General features: G+C 35.8%; 9 protein-coding genes. 6 read left to right on the top strand and 3 right to left on the bottom strand.

All coding sequences use genetic code 11. From position 1 onward, the window contains the following. Positions 1–34: 34 nt before the first annotated feature. From ACJJVP_RS02520 to ACJJVP_RS02505, 4 genes are all read left to right on the top strand, one after another. Positions 35–1,144: an adenylate kinase gene (locus tag ACJJVP_RS02520; RefSeq protein ID WP_405410495.1), complete on the top strand. Its 1,110-nt coding sequence runs from the start codon at positions 35–37 to the stop codon at positions 1,142–1,144. Between the two features lie 56 nt (positions 1,145–1,200). Further along, positions 1,201–2,202 (top strand): GTPase ObgE, encoded by a 1,002-nt coding sequence (gene obgE / locus ACJJVP_RS02515; RefSeq protein WP_405410494.1) that lies wholly within the window; start codon positions 1,201–1,203, stop codon positions 2,200–2,202. 8 nt (positions 2,203–2,210) lie between these two features. Beyond that, the gene (locus ACJJVP_RS02510) at positions 2,211–2,915 is read left to right on the top strand and encodes an ion transporter (protein WP_405410492.1); all 705 of its coding nucleotides are present in this window, start codon (positions 2,211–2,213) and stop codon (positions 2,913–2,915) included. A 97-nt stretch (positions 2,916–3,012) separates the two neighbouring features. Continuing rightward, entirely contained in the window at positions 3,013–3,531 is a 519-nt protein-coding gene (locus ACJJVP_RS02505) for a DUF4136 domain-containing protein (RefSeq protein ID WP_405410490.1), read from the top strand. A 2-nt stretch (positions 3,532–3,533) separates the two neighbouring features. On the opposite strand, the gene ACJJVP_RS02500 is transcribed toward ACJJVP_RS02505, so the two are convergent. After that, entirely contained in the window at positions 3,534–4,541 is a 1,008-nt protein-coding gene (locus ACJJVP_RS02500; RefSeq protein WP_405410489.1) for a transglutaminase domain-containing protein, read from the bottom strand. Next, a complete protein-coding gene (locus ACJJVP_RS02495; protein WP_405410488.1) occupies positions 4,541–5,269 on the bottom strand; it encodes a carboxypeptidase-like regulatory domain-containing protein in 729 nt (242 codons plus the stop codon). Before ACJJVP_RS02495 ends, ACJJVP_RS02500 begins: the two co-directional genes overlap by 1 nt. Positions 5,270–5,539: 270 nt before the next feature. Between ACJJVP_RS02495 and ACJJVP_RS02490 the strand changes: the two genes are divergently transcribed. Next, positions 5,540–7,588, top strand: coding sequence for a M13 family metallopeptidase (locus ACJJVP_RS02490; protein ID WP_405410487.1), 2,049 nt, complete (start codon positions 5,540–5,542; stop codon positions 7,586–7,588). 295 nt (positions 7,589–7,883) lie between these two features. On the opposite strand, the gene ACJJVP_RS02485 is transcribed toward ACJJVP_RS02490, so the two are convergent. Next, positions 7,884–13,940: an alpha-2-macroglobulin family protein gene (locus ACJJVP_RS02485; RefSeq protein WP_405410486.1), complete on the bottom strand. Its 6,057-nt coding sequence runs from the start codon at positions 13,938–13,940 to the stop codon at positions 7,884–7,886. A gap of 319 nt (positions 13,941–14,259) precedes the next feature. On the opposite strand from ACJJVP_RS02485, the gene ACJJVP_RS02480 reads away from it, so the two are divergent. Then, positions 14,260–15,873: a choice-of-anchor I family protein gene (locus ACJJVP_RS02480; RefSeq protein ID WP_405410485.1), complete on the top strand. Its 1,614-nt coding sequence runs from the start codon at positions 14,260–14,262 to the stop codon at positions 15,871–15,873. The last annotated feature ends 59 nt before the right edge of the window (positions 15,874–15,932 follow it).

Here is a 15,932-nt window from a genome sequence, read left to right as displayed (position 1 = left end):
CCTTATCTTTGCAGACCTTGATAATTTATGAAAATTGATACAAATTCACGACAAGTTTTTTAAACCTTACCTCAGCGAATCTGAAATTTTGCAGGCTGTAAAAACGGTTGCAGATAAAATTGCCGAAGATTATAAAGATGAGACGCCCATTTTTGTAGGTGTGTTGAATGGGTCTTTTATGTTCGTTTCAGATTTAATGAAAGCCTATGAACACCCTTGCGAAGTTTCTTTTGTAAGACTTAGTTCTTACCAAGGCTTAACTTCTACCGGTATTGTAGAGACATTGTTAGATGTGCCAGAAAATATTGAAGGGCGTAGTGTCATTATTTTAGAAGATATTATTGATACAGGGCGTACCTTGCAGAAATTGGTGCATTTATTTTCTAAAACCAAGGTTAAAGAATTTAAAATAGCCAGTCTTTTTTATAAACCAGATGTATATAAGGGCGAATATGCCATCGACTATTTTGGCTTGGCAATACCTGACAATTTTATTGTAGGTTATGGTCTAGATTATAAAGAACAAGGACGAAATTTAAAAGAAGTATACCAACTAAACCAGAAACATATGATTAATCTTGTACTCTTTGGTAAGCCAGGAGCCGGCAAGGGCACACAAGCACAATTTCTAAAAGAAAAATATAATTTAAAGCATATTTCTACCGGAGATGTTTTTAGATTCAATATCAAAAATGGAACGGAGTTAGGTACTTTGGCTAAGTCATATATTGATAAAGGAGAGCTAGTGCCAGATGAGGTAACGATTAAAATGTTGCAAGAAGAAGTGGAGAAGAACGCTGATGCTGACGGATTCATTTTTGACGGTTTCCCAAGAACTGCTGCACAAGCCGAAGCTCTTGATAATTTCTTAGAGTCTAAAGATATGAGTGTTAACGCTACTATTGCTTTAGAAGCAAATGACGAAATTTTAATTGATCGTCTTTTAGAAAGAGGTAAAGTTAGTGGCAGAACAGATGATCAAGATGTAGCCAAGATCAGAAATCGTTTTGATGAGTACAATGCAAAAACTACTCCTGTAAAAGAATTTTACGAGGCTCAAGGTAAGTTTCATAGCGTAAACGGTATTGGCTCAATAGCTGATATTACCGAGCGTCTAACGAAAGTAATCGAAGGCTTAAAATAATATTGATTTTTTATAGCAATTTGTTTGCTGTAAATTTTTGAACTGAAAGAATAATAATGACCGAAGGTAATTTTGTTGACTACGTAAAAGTGGGTTTGACTTCTGGTAAAGGAGGCAAAGGATCTGTGCATTTGCACCGTGAAAAATTTATTACCAAAGGTGGTCCTGACGGTGGTGATGGTGGTCGTGGCGGACATATAATTGTTCGAGGTAACGAGAACCTTTGGACCTTGATTAATTTTAAATATACAAAACATTTTAAGGCAGGTCATGGTGCGCACGGTAGTAAAAGCCGAAGTACTGGGGCAGATGGTGAAGATGTATACCTAGATGTTCCATTAGGAACTGTAGTAAAAGATTTTGAAACCAAAGAGGTGCTTTTTGAAGTTACTGAACATGGTGAAGAAAGAATTCTACTTAAAGGTGGTATGGGGGGGCGTGGTAATTGGCATTTTAGAACATCTACAAACCAAACACCTAGATATGCCCAACCCGGTATGGATGGCTTGGAAGGGGAATTTCTGTTAGAGCTTAAAGTATTGGCAGATGTTGGTTTAGTTGGTTTTCCAAATGCAGGGAAGTCTACTTTGTTATCAGTTATAACATCAGCAAAGCCAAAAATTGCCGATTACGAGTTTACCACGTTAAAACCTAATTTAGGTATTGTGGAATATCGAGATTTTAAGAGTTTCGTAATGGCAGATATTCCTGGTATAATTGAAGGTGCTGCAGAAGGTAAAGGTTTAGGACATTACTTTTTAAGACATATAGAGCGTAATGCAAATTTACTGTTCTTAATACCTGCGGATAGTAAGGATATCAGCAAGGAGTATGAGATTTTATTGGATGAACTACGTCGTTATAACCCAGAGTTGTTAGATAAAGAACGTCTTATCTGTATCTCTAAAAGCGATATGCTTGATGAGGAGCTGATGGATGAAATGAGAGAGGAACTGAATAAAGAATTAAACGGAATGCCTTTCATGTTTATATCATCTGTTGCGCAAATGGGTATTGTAGAATTGAAAGATAAACTTTGGGCAATGCTTAATTCTTAATAAGAATTATGAAACAATACCTTAAAAATATTGTTGAAATTAATGATAATAGGAAAAGCAGAATTTTTGCCTATTTCATTCAGATTTTAATCTTCATTTCTATTGTTGCTTTTTCATTTGAAACAGTATCGGATTTAGAGCCCAATACCAGAAAACTTTTAAGAGTAATTGAAATATTCTGTGTGGTAGTCTTTACCATAGAATACTTGCTTCGTATTTATGTTGCAGATACCAAACATAAATTTATATTTAGTTTTTTCGGAATAATTGATTTTTTAGCAATACTGCCTTTTTATTTGGCGCTAGGGGTTGATTTAAGATCTCTTAGGGCGTTACGCTTTTTAAGATTATTCCGTATTCTTAAACTAATGCGGTATAATAAAGCCATTAAGCGTTTTACAGCCGCAATTAGTACGGCAAAAGAAGAAATACTTCTGTTCTTATTTGTTACTTTAATATTGATTTATTTTGCTTCTGTAGGTATTTACTATTTTGAAAATGAAGCTCAGCCAGAGCATTTTGCATCTATTTTTGATAGTCTTTGGTGGGCAATTATTACACTAACTACTGTTGGTTATGGAGATGTTTATCCCATTACAGTTGGCGGTAAAGTTTTTACTTTTTTTATTTTAATGATTGGTTTAGGAGTCGTAGCTATTCCTACAGGAATAATTTCTTCAGCGCTTACCACGTCTGTTGATAAGAAAGAATAGGAGTATAGGAAGTTTTAGGTGTAACGCTTAGTCGAATACCTTCTAAAAAACATATATTACTCTTTTATTTTCTTTAAATTTAAGAAAATGCAATATCATGAGAATCCTTTTTTTTAGTGTTGTACTACTAGTTTTTACTTCTTGCGGATCAGCGAGGGTCAATTATGATTACGATGATCAGACCGATTTTACATCGTATGCTACCTATAATTATTTTGGAGATATGGAAACTGGTCTAAGTGAATTAGACGAGAAAAGGTTGATGGATGCCTTAGATGCTACTTTGGGCGAAAAAGGATTTATGTTCGCTGAAGAACCAGACATGTTCATTAATATTAAGAGTACTGTCTTTAAAGCTCAAGCAGCGAACAACGTAGGTGTTGGTCTTGGTGGTGGTAACAGAGGTATTGGTGGCGGAGTGTCAATAGGTATTCCCGTTGGTGGACCAAAAATGACAAGAGAGCTTCAAATAGATTTTGTAGATTCTAACAAAGACATGCTTATTTGGCAAGCCATTAGCGAAAGTCCATTTCGAGAGGGCGATACGCCTCAAGAAAAATCAGAAAAGATTCAAGCTGTGGTTGATAAGGTCTTTAGCAAGTATCCACCACAATGATACTATTTTACCTTAATAACGTAAGTAGCAATTAGTTGATTTTTGATTGAAATATGAACGTCGTACAGCCCTTTCTTTTCAAAGTTTTGTACTAAGCTAATCTTACCTTCTTTCTTTATAATATTCGGATTCCCATTTTTTTGACTCCCACCTTTGTTCAGCAATAGCTGTGTATTTCCAGTAAATTCTTTTGGTACTTTTAGTGTAAAGGTTACCGATGCTCCTTTTTGAATATTATTATGCATTGCAACTGGGGCAATAGGAATTATCGGTGCTAAAAAAGCTTCTTTGTAAATGACTGGTCCCGCAATAAAAGCATCTAGATTTTCCTTTTTTATAGGTTGACTTCCTTCTTTTTGTATTGGAAAATGATTTTTTGAAAATAATTCAGCATCCGCAAGAAAATAGCCATCGAAATAGTCTTGCTGAAAAAACGGAGAGCCATTAACAACTATAGTTTCTCCGGCAGACCAAGTAGCATCGCACAGATACCACTTATCATTTATCTGAACCCTATTCCAAGAATGATTGGGTGCGCTATCCTCTTTTAAAAGTAAGTTAGGTGTACGTCCGTAGCCATCGATAATATCACAATTAAATCCTGCCAAATTTGCCATTTCCTTTACCAGATACGCATAACCCGTACAGGCAGTTTTTCGGTCTTCTAATAAACTTTTAAAGACTTTAGGTGTAATGCTTGAGTTCCAATCTAAAAAGGCTTCTCGGTCTTTGGCAAGTCTTTTTCTCTTTGAGCTTATTTTTAGATAGGAAGAATAATCATTGGCAATGTTAGAACTGACCCAAGTGTATATTGCCCTAAATTTTTCAACATCGGTTTTTAATGAGGCGGTTAAATTATGGGTTAGTACAGGTAGGTTTTTAAGGCTCGCATTCTTATAATAATGAGCAATGCTGTCCGCTTTTGTAAAATCAATTTCTTGAAAATCTGCACGTTGAGCAAAGCTCGTTATTGAAAATAAGAGCGTAAATAGTACAACAAGGTTTCTCATTATTTAAAAATATCCCCGATCTTCTGAAAAATATTTCTTTTGCTCGTATAAGCTCCGCCAATTACAACCTCGCCCATCAGCTCAACATCGTAGGTGTCGAATGTAATATTGATATCTATATCAGCACTACCGTTTGCTGCAACTTTGTACATTTTGGTTTCATATCCTATAAAACTAAGTACTAGAATGTCATTCTCTTCTAGTTGTTGAGGAAATTCAAATTTACCATCAAAATCTGTTTGTGTACCTACTGTAGTTCCTTTCAAAACTACGTTGACGCCAGGTAATGGCTCATTGTTTTCATCTACTATAGTGCCGGTTAAGGTGTATTTTTCTTGTACTACTTGTACTTTGCCTACAACACCTTCCAATGATGACACCATTTCAATAGGTGGCTCTAAACTTGCAGTTTCTTGACCTTTAACTTCAGTAGCGCATAGGGCTAGTAGAGAAAAACTCATCATTGCAATTCCTTTATGTAACATAGAATTATTCATAGTCTGTAAAGAGTTGGTTTCATATGTTTTTAATTGCGATGCCTTGAACATTCCGCAGGCTTTCTTATTGCCTTGGCTCAAATAATTTATAAGTTCATTATCAGAAAAATTGGTGAAATCAATAACCTCTTTTTCACAGCTTTGGCAAAAACCTCCCTTTTCGGTTTTACTAAAATTACTGAATTTTTCTTTGCAAGGTTCTTTTACGTCAATTGTTAATGTACTTTTCATATTATTTTGGTTTTATATCTATACCCCTAAAGTAAAATGGAACGGGGTCTTTTAAAATAGATAATGAGTGAAGCGTTACTTTCAATGAGTTAACATGGTATTCTTAAGTTTATTAATCGGTTTTAAAGGAGTAAACAACTCTATTTCAAATGTTAATGTTCTAAATTGATAGTGAAATAAAACTGCTTAAAATAAAATCCTGTTATTTTTGTAACAAAACTCAAAACGAGCGTCATATAGTCTGACACGTTAAAAACTAACTCACACAAAATGAAAAAGATTTATTTTCTAGCTGCCGGACTGGTAGCCTTAGCTTCTTGTAAAGAGGAAGCGAAACCTACTGCGGAAGTAGAAACAATACCTGGTATTGTTCTTACGAACATGGATACTACTCAAAACCCAAAGTCAGATTTTTATAATTATGTGAACGGAAACTGGATGAAGTTTACCGAAATTCCTGATGATAGAACTAGCTGGGGCGGTTTCAGTGTACTTCGTAAATCTACTGATGACGATGTTTTAAAAATATTAGCTACCGCAAAAGAAAGTGGAAATTACGCTGCAGATACGGATCAAGCCAAAGCATTGGCAATTTTTGATACTAAGTTAGATTCTGCTGCTAGAAACAAAGCGGGTATTACTCCCTTAACTTCGGCATTTGAAGCAATTGCTTCGGTAAAGAATTTAAAAGATTTACAAACCGTATTGGCAACCAATGCTGCTGTATCTTCTCCGTTCTTAAATATTGGTGCAGGTGCAGATTTAAATAACAGTAGTATGAATGCTGTTTATTTAGGTGCAAACGGATTAGGTTTGCCTGATCGTGATTTCTATTTAGAAGAAGATGAGAAGTCTATTGAAATACGTGAAGAGTACAAAAAACACGTATCTAAAATGTTGCAGAAATTAGGTGATTCTGAAGCTGATGCAACAAAAGCTGCCGAAAAAATTCTAGCGCTAGAAACGCAATTGGCAGAACCTCGTTTAAATAAAGTAGAGCGTAGAGATGCTAGAAACTACAATAACCCAAGAACAATTGCTGAGGTAGATAAAATGATGTATACTATTGACATGAAAAAACTTATCTCTGATTTAGGGATTACTAAAAAATTTGATACACTTTTGGTTACTCAATTAAGATATACCGAAGCATTGGACAAGTTCTTAAAAACAACACCGATTGAAGATATCAAAACTTTGGTAAGATGGGATACCTTTAATAGTGCTGCCGGAAAATTAACAACTGAAATTGAAACTGCAGATTGGGAATTTTATAGTAAATACCTTAGAGGAGCAAAAGAACAACGTGCTGCAGATGAGCGTGCATTGGCAACAGTAAACGGTACTGTTGGTGAGGCTTTAGGTCAATTGTATGTAGACGCTAAGTTTCCGCCAGAAGCAAAGGCTAAAGCTGAATTAATGATTGCGAATGTAATCGATGCTTTTAAAGAACGTATTTCTGTTTTGGATTGGATGAGCGATTCTACAAAAACCAAAGCAATTGAAAAGTTAGATAAATTCACCGTTAAGATTGCTTACCCGGATAAGTGGGAAGATTATTCTACTATGGAAGTTTCTGCAGACAAGTCTTACTTTGAGAATATGACTGCTGTTAATAAGTGGGGAGAGTTAAAGAACTACTCTGAAATTGGTGAGCCTGTTGATAAAACGGAATGGGGAATGTCTCCACAGACCGTAAATGCATATTTTAATCCGTTGAACAATGAGATTGTTTTTCCTGCTGCAATCTTACAACCTCCTTTCTATAACTATACTGCTGATGAAGCTGTAAATTATGGTGGAATTGGTGCTGTAATAGGTCATGAAATATCTCATGCTTTTGATGATAGCGGTTCTCGTTTCGATGCTGATGGAAACCTTAAAAACTGGTGGACAGATGCGGATTTAGCTGCTTTTACTGAAAGAGCTGATGCTTTAGCTGTACAGTATGATAGCGTAATGGTATTACCAGAAGTTTATGTAAACGGTAAATTCACTTTAGGTGAGAATATAGGTGACTTAGGTGGATTACTAGGTGCTTATGACGGACTTCAGAAATACTACGCTGAAAACGGTCGTCCTGAAGATATTGATGGTTTCACTGCTGAGCAACGTTTCTTTATGTCTTGGGCTACAGTTTGGAGAACGAAGAGTAGAGATGAGGCTTTAAGAACGCAGATCAAAACTGATCCACACTCTCCAGGTATGGTAAGAGCAACACAACCTTTGTTGAACATTCAAGAATTTTACGATGCCTTTGATATTAAAGAAGGTGATGCTATGTATTTAGCTCCTGAAAAGAGAGTTAGTATTTGGTAGATTATTTTTTAGTAAAAGACGAAAAGGGCGCTACATTGTAGCGCCCTTTTTTTGTGTTATTTCGTCCTTGCGAGGAGCTTTTTCGCGACGTGGCAATCTGTTAGTTATTAGTTATGGGTGAGTTTTTAGTCAGCTCATAAACAGATTACGTCACTACGTTCGTAATGACGATCAGCCTATTTTAAAACGTCTTTTCGAGGAGTATTTTCGCGACGTGGCAATCTGTTTGTTATTAATTGTGGGTGAGTTTTTAGTCAGCCCAAAAGCAGATTATTTCACTATGTTCGTAATGACATTAATTCCCCACCGAAACACGAACTCCTTCACTATGACTACTAAATTCTGGTGCATACATGCTTTGTATGGTGGTAATGCCATTACTGAAATCTCCGGCATTATTTACACGTACATCATATTCAAAGACATAAACACCTTTTGGTAAATAGTCAAAGAAGAAATTGGTACTAGCATCTTTAGTGCTTTCATAATAGCCTAAGCCGTCTTGCCATTTGTATCTTGAAATTACGTTTACAGGCTCAAAACCGGCAGCACGCATATCTTTCATGTGTATGAATTCCATATCTCGGTCTGATCTCAATTCAATTCTAACCTTAACCAAGTCGCCCACTTTTAACGTAGTATTATCAGTCACTTCAGAAATCACCTCACCAGAATCCGTATTCTTTTTCAAAAAGATTTTTTTCTTCAAATTCAACGGAGTCTCAGCACTTGTAATTTTATCCAAATCTTCAAAATATTGCCAGTACAATGCTCCCCAAGCAATTCCGTCGCCTTTTTTACTGATTTGTACTTCACCCATTTTTGGTTGAATCTCAGCAGTGTTCCAAGAGGTTTTAAAGTAGCCTGTTCCTGCTTCGACTTTTACATCTTCTAGTTTAGAAGTATCAATTTCTTCTCCGCCAATTAAAACTTCGACTGCGTCTGTAACCGATAACCACTCGCTACCTTGTAATAACAAAGCATAAACAGCTTCGGTAGTTGCCTTTGTAGTGCTCCATTGATTGGTCTGCTTATTTTCTAGTAACCATATTTTTAGATTGTCTACAGTTTCTATGTCGGCAGGGCGGATTTCAGAGAAAGCTTCAATTAGTAAAGCTTGTGTTTCTATAGGTGCTTGATACCAAAACCATGAGCTGGTATTGCTTTTCCAATACATACCCAATTCATCGCTAGTTATGCTATTTTCTTCTAAAGCGCGTAGAATTTTGGCAGATGTTTTCACATCGTCTTTTCGGTGTAAAACCAAGGCTAACATTCCTTGTGTATATAAACCTCTTTTTTTCCAATATTTCTGAGATTGCCTTAAATAATACGCGGTTATCTCATCTACTTTTTTAGAGGTTTTAATTTCTGGAAAAAAACTGCGCATATATAAATAATGCACCTGGTTTGCACTTAAATGATCATCGTTTATATTCGATGTGTATTTCTTCATTTGCTCGTACTCTTTCACAAACTCAGCATCTAAATATGAAATTGCTTCTTCAATCATATCTGATTGAGAGTTGAACGAAGTTGATAAATTTTGGTTGTTGAGCGTGGCTGAAGTGATTAAATGATTCAAATGCCCCATTCCCGAAATAATATGTTGGGTAATGTATCTATTATCTGGACCACCATTGAACCATGACCAAGCTCCACTTGAATTCTGATTTTGAGCCAGCTTGTTCATGGCTGATTGTTGCTCGTTTTTCATCTTATTCAAATTGAATAACAAACCGATTCTTTTCTTTTGCTCGGTTTCAGATTGTGCATCGCGTAACCATGGTGTTTCTTGAATTAACAGCGATTTTAATTCCTCGTTCTTTTCTAGGTTGCTTAATAACGCATCTGAATTTGCCCATTGATCAAACACTTCACGAATTCTTGGGTTACTGTTCGCAATATGACTAGCCAAGGTGTTTGCGTAATATCTTGAGAATGTCTGCTCGTTACAATCGTATGGGTACTCCATTAAGTAGGGTAATGCCTGTACTGCATACCAAGCTGGGTTAGATGTCATTTCTAAAGTCAGCTTATGGTGTTTCAGCGTAGTCGATGAGGTGTTCCTTAACTTGTCTAGGGTAAACGTCTTGGTCTGATTGCTACGAATCCACATAGGTAATGTTTCCGTTACCAAAGTTCTGTTTGATAATACAGGCAGCATGTTTTGTTCGCCATCAGAGAAATCACCTGCTTTTGCAATGATTTTATATTGAACGGATTGTAAATCTTCAGGAATATTCAATTTCCATGATACTTGGGTATTCCCCATAGCATTAACTTCAAAAGATGATGTATCTAGTGCATTGGAAACAGCTAACAATTGTTTTGAAATATCTATGCCAGTTACCGCATCTGTCAATTCTAATTTAGCCTGACCGGAAAGTAGCTTTTCAGTAAGGTTAGAAATTTTAGTGCTAATTATAATCTCATCACCCTCACGTAAAAACCGTGGTGCATTTGGGATTACCATCAATTCTTTTTGGGTTACCGTAGATTGGTTGGTTATCGTGCTTTTCAAATTTTTGGTATGTGCCAAGAGTTGTAAATTCCAACGGGTCAATGCTTCGGGAGTAGTGAAATTGAAACTTACATTTCCTTCTTTATCGGTCTGTAATTTCGGAAAGAAAAAAGCGGTCTCTTGAAGGTTTTTACGAATGCTAACCGAACCAAAATCTTCATTGTCTGTCTCTGGTTCTGTTGCAGTTTCGGTAATTTCAATACCTGCAGCTCTGCCTTCTAATTTACTTTCTATACTTGCATCAGAATCTTCAAGCATTACTGCTTCTTCTAATTCTGCACCATCAGCCATCATAGATTTTCTCAAGGGTGCTGAAGATCTTGTATACATAGAGGGCGATTCATAGAAATTTCCATATGTATGAAAATCTAACCCGAACGAATCGAAAGAATCAAAATTTAAACTTGGATAACTCATGTCTATATAATTCGAAAATGTATAGAAGCTGCTGGTGGAAAAACTGTAATGAGCGTTAGTTCTTCTTCGAGAATAATAATTAGGCTGGCTTATAGGGTTAAAGTTCCAGGAATGAGCTCTAAATTGATCTAGAGAAGCATCATACATGCTAGCCAATAGTTCTGCGCTGACTTTTTCACCTTTAGGACCTTTGATTTTGAAAGACCAAGTTTCATCAACACCAGGCGCTATTTTGTCTCTAAAGCTCATAGTTTCTATTTGCAAATCGCTAGAAGGGTAGGGAACAAGCAGGTTTACGGTATTTTCATCAAAATGATTGGCAAACGCATAGCTGTAGGTGATAGCAAAGCCACCCAAATCATCTTTGGTAACAGGTACTGTTATTGTTTTAGAATTGTCGTTTAGCGTTAGTACCTTTTCTTCAAAAATCTTCTGGTCTTTTTCAACAATTACTGTGACGTTCAGATTTTTTGCGCTAGAAAAAAAGGTGATTTGTGCCTTGTCACCAATTGTATACTGTTCCTTATCCGTTTTTACATAAAGTAATTGGTTATCGGCTAGGGTTTGCTCATCGTCCGTAATGGAAAAAACGGCAATATCCTTTACTGCTTGCCCAAATTTATCTTTTGAGAAGAGTTCCATTCTATATTTTCCAGACTCCCAATTTTTGATTTTCCCAAAACTGATTTCATTAGAATTTTCAGTGTCAAATTTAGATTGCCAAACCATTTTGCCTTTCTGCCAATTGGCAGAATTATCTTCGTCTTCAAAAGCGTCATGCGGATAAAGCTTCAGGAATTCATCTTTTGAAAAACTTTGATAATCTGGGGTAGACCACTGTCTGGGACGTATTACGTTTTCGGGTGCCTGTAATTTATATAATTTCACCTCGCCTGTTGCCGCTACAAATTCTCCGTTTAAATTTTTGCTGTTAATAATAAAGCCTGTATCCTTTAGGGTTTTGTCAATAGATTCTTGAACAACTAAATTCACGTTTAATGTGTGATACCCAACGGCAACATTTGTAACTGTACTTCTTGTTTCTCCATTAATATCGGTTACATCTGCTGTAACTTCATAATTAAAAGTAGGTAGGTTTTCTTTGGCAATACTATTATCAGGTATCGCCTTAAACTTTATCTCGTAATTACCTGCTGCATCGGTAACGGTTTCTCCTTGTTCAATTTCTTGAGAAGAGCCATTAAAATGAGGTCTGAACCAATAATACCATCTTGGTAAATTCACCACTCTTTTTACACGGTACACTACTTTTGCATCTGAGATGGAACTGCCTGCATAGGCTGTTGCTTTACCGGTTACGGTTATACTATCGTTTACTTTAAAGGTATCTGTTACAGGTTCAAAATTAGTTTCGAATTTTGGTCGTTTATATTCTTCAACTGAAATACTTACGTATCCATTTAAGTTGAATTCGTCCGATTTGGCACGAATAGAAAATTGCCCTGTGAGTCCGGAATTTGGTAGTATAAATTCACCCGAAATAGAACCATAATCATTAGTTGTCAATGAAAGTGTTCTAATTTCTTGTCCGTTTACATCGTTTAGTGTAACATCAATATTCGTTTTTTCCAATACTTTAGATATGCCTTTATCTTGGCTAATAGCAATACCTTTAAAATATACCGGCTGACCTGGTCTGTAAATACTTCTGTCCGTAAACAAAAAGCATGAATAGTTAATTCGTTCTTCATTTTGGGCATACCCTCTGTTTATGTAGTACTCACCAAAATATGCAGTTTCGCTATCCTTTTTAGCTGTTATAGAAACGTCGTTCCAACTTTCTTCATTTTTTTCGATAGCGATGCTACCATTTTTATCAGTGGTATAGGTTTTACGTTTTATCGGTTGATTATAATTTTTTCGATACCTTAAAATAACTTCGGCACCTACAATAGGTTTGCCATTATTACGATCGATTACTTGGTAGAACTGATGGGTTAAGTTTTGCGTTTCTATTACTGCCAAATTGGTTACTTGAACAGTAGTAAAGCTAAATGAATTTACTTTTTCATCGCCAGATTCTGCAACAATCACATAATTTCCATTTTCTAAAGCCGGCATGGAGATTTCAGTACTATGCGTTTGATAATCGTTCTCTGTTTTTAAAGATGTGGACCAGGTTTTAGCAAGAGGTAGATTTTTTATATAGTCTTTTTTCTTAGGGTCTTGATATAATTCTTCAAGTTCTTTTAATTGTTTCTGGGTAATTTGGTAAGCCTTTAAAGTCAGGCTCTCCATATTTTTATAACTAACCAGTAATCTACTTACCATATTGGTAGGTATATGCTTTTCTGAAGTCAGTTGAATATTGATATTTTGAATTTCAGATTTTAAGACTATGCATTTTTGCGCCCCTAAACTTTTAGGGAATCTCGCAATTACATCATCGCAAAGTGCAATGGCTTCTTTTAACTTCCATTGGTGTTCTTCATTTGTTTTAGGGGAATAGGTGAGTCCTGATTTTTGGTGCTGAAGTGCAATTTCAAAGGTGTATAAACTAGATAAAGGACTATTCTTTATATTTTTGGCTGAATTCTGCAAAACTTCAAGAAAAAGATTGTCTTTGTTATCGAATGTGGCGTTTTGGTGAATAAAACGTAATCGTTCAATATCAACCAATACTAACGGACTCATATCTGGGTTGCCAAAATGAAATGATACGAGTTGTTGGTATATTTCAAGTGCTCTAGATTGTAAGGATAGGTTTTGTCTATCATCAAAATTTAAGAAACTGGCAGTATATGCCTCGCATAAAATAGCTTCGTTGTCGATCTCAAAATAATCTGCGGGTTTGTTAATGCTATTTTCGCTGGTCGTGTAAAATTGTAAAGCGGTATGTGCAAGAACGTCAAACAACGTAGGTCTGTACTTTCTGTCTTCTTCCTTCTTATCTAAAATTTCATCAAAATCTGAAATAGGAAGTTGTTGTGTTATACTAGTATTTTCTAATGATGCGGTAAAATGAAAGTCTATCTCTTTGAAAAGGGTGTCAAGATCCCAAGTTCTAAAATCTACCGAATCAATCTTAACATCTGTCTTGGTTCTATTATTAAATTTATATCTGTTTTGCTGGTAGTATTGCCAATATAAGTTTGCTAAATGACTATGGAGAATGTTTTTTGTGGTATCATCTGCAGTTGCTATTTCAGATTTGAATTCATTAACGATCTTTAATTTAGAATCTTCTTCAAGCTTGTTGATAAAGCCCGATTTATAAAGAAGAGCTTTTATGATCTGCACCCCATTATTTTCATTTTTCGCCTTTTTAAATATGGCTTCCGTTTGCTTTAATGCAGATTTAGAAAGGTTCCCATCTTCAAAATTCTCAACCTGTTTCCAAAGTTGATCGTAAGAATTGTGCTCTTGGGCATTACCAAATTGTACTGACATAAATAGGATTAGAATTAAATATAGCTTTTTCATCATAGTAAAATTACAATACAAAACTGTGCCAAGGTAATTTTAAATGCAATGAAAAATGAGTGAAACATACTTTTGGGTTAGGCTTATAGTTTTGTTTTACTTTAATCTATCCATTTTTATAATGTATTTCTTTTTAATGTTATGGTGGGTTTATAGTATTGGTATTGAGTTGTTTATAAATTTGTTTCTTTATCTTAACATCTACATAATAATTATTTACAATGCAGTTAACCCCAACTTTACATTGATCTTCTTGTTTTGATACTTAAAACCAAACTGTATTAAAATGAAAAATGTATTACGACCTTTTTGTGTAGCAATTCTTGGAATTTCGATTTTATGTACCTCTTGTGCCGATGATGGTATGGATGGTGTAGACGGAGTCAATGGTGTTGACGGGGTAGACGGAGCTGATGGTACGGACGGGGAAGATGGTGCTGACGGTGCCGATGGTATGGATGCCGAATTTCCAATAACTATTGATCAACTTGGGTTCTCTAAAATAGGAACGTTTACCAATGGTAATGACGAAGCTTTTGCAGAAATATCTGCTTTTGATGCCGTTACCAACAAATTGTTCATAGTAAATCCTGAAGAGGATGAAATTTCGGTACTAGATTTAACAGATGCTACAAACCCTGTAAAAGGTGTTTCTATTGCTTTAACCGGTAGCCCTAATTCTGTTGCCGTTCATAATGGTATTTTAGCCGTTGCCGTTGAAAATAGCGATAAACAATTAAACGGTACTGTTGACACCTATGACACTGACTCGCAAATTTTAATCAAGTCTTATGTAGCAGGTGCGTTACCTGATATGGTTGCTTTCTCTCCTGATGGGGAATATATCGTTGCTGCTAATGAAGGAGAGCCAAATGATGATTATACGGTTGATCCAGAAGGTTCAATAACGGTTATTGAAGTGGCTACGGAAACTGCAACACAAATTTCTTTTGCCGGACAAATGAATCCTGGTAACGGATTTAGAGTGTTTGGTAATGATGGTGCTTCTACTTTTGTGCAAGATGTGGAGCCAGAATATGTTACTGTTTCTGATGATTCTAGCACCGCATATATTGGTTTGCAAGAAAATAATGGTATGGCAATAGTTGACCTTACGTCTAAAACTATCACCGGTCTGGTAGGTTTGGGAACAAAGAATCATAATGTATCTGGTAACGAAATAGATGCATCTAATGAAGACAGAATTGCGGGGAATCTAAAAAACTGGAATGTTTTAGGTTTTTATATGCCAGATGCAATAGATTACTTCACAGCTAACGGAAGCGGTTTTATTGTTTCTGCCAATGAAGGTGATTCAAGAGACTATGATGGGTATTCTGAAGAAGTGCGTGTTAAGGATCTGGATTTGAACCCTACTTTTTATCCTGACTTTGAGGAATTGCAAGAAGATGAAAATCTAGGTCGATTAAAAACAACAACTGCAAATGGAGACGAAGATAACGACGGATTCTATGAGCAAATTTATTCGTATGGTGCGCGCTCTTTTTCTATTTGGGATACTAACGGACAATTGGTGTATGATTCCGGTTCTGAGATAGCACGAAGAACACTGGCTTTGGCATCATCTATATTTAATCAAGATGAAGGCGAAGTAGATGGCAGGTCAGATGATAAAGGTGCTGAGCCAGAATCTGTAAAAACCTTAAAAGTAGGAGAAGAAACTTTATTGTTCGTTGGTCTAGAAAGAACAAGTGGAATTTTAGCTTATAATGTTACCAACCCATATAATCCCGTTTTTGTAACTTGGATTTATGATGCTACTGATATTTCACCTGAAGGTATTATTGTGGTTGATAAGGAAGATAGTCCTACGGGAAATTATTTAATGATCGCAACTCATGAAGTCTCTAGCACTATTGCTATTTATGAGATGAAGTAGATTTTAAATATGATTTCTGCATAAGTTGAAAACTAAAAACGCCAAATAGAATTATTTGG

The sequence above is a fragment of the Maribacter sp. Asnod1-A12 genome, assembly GCF_045063735.1.
GTDB lineage: Bacteria > Bacteroidota > Bacteroidia > Flavobacteriales > Flavobacteriaceae > Maribacter.
Note: the sequence above shows the minus strand (reverse complement) of the source record. Positions and strands in the feature narration are given on the sequence as shown.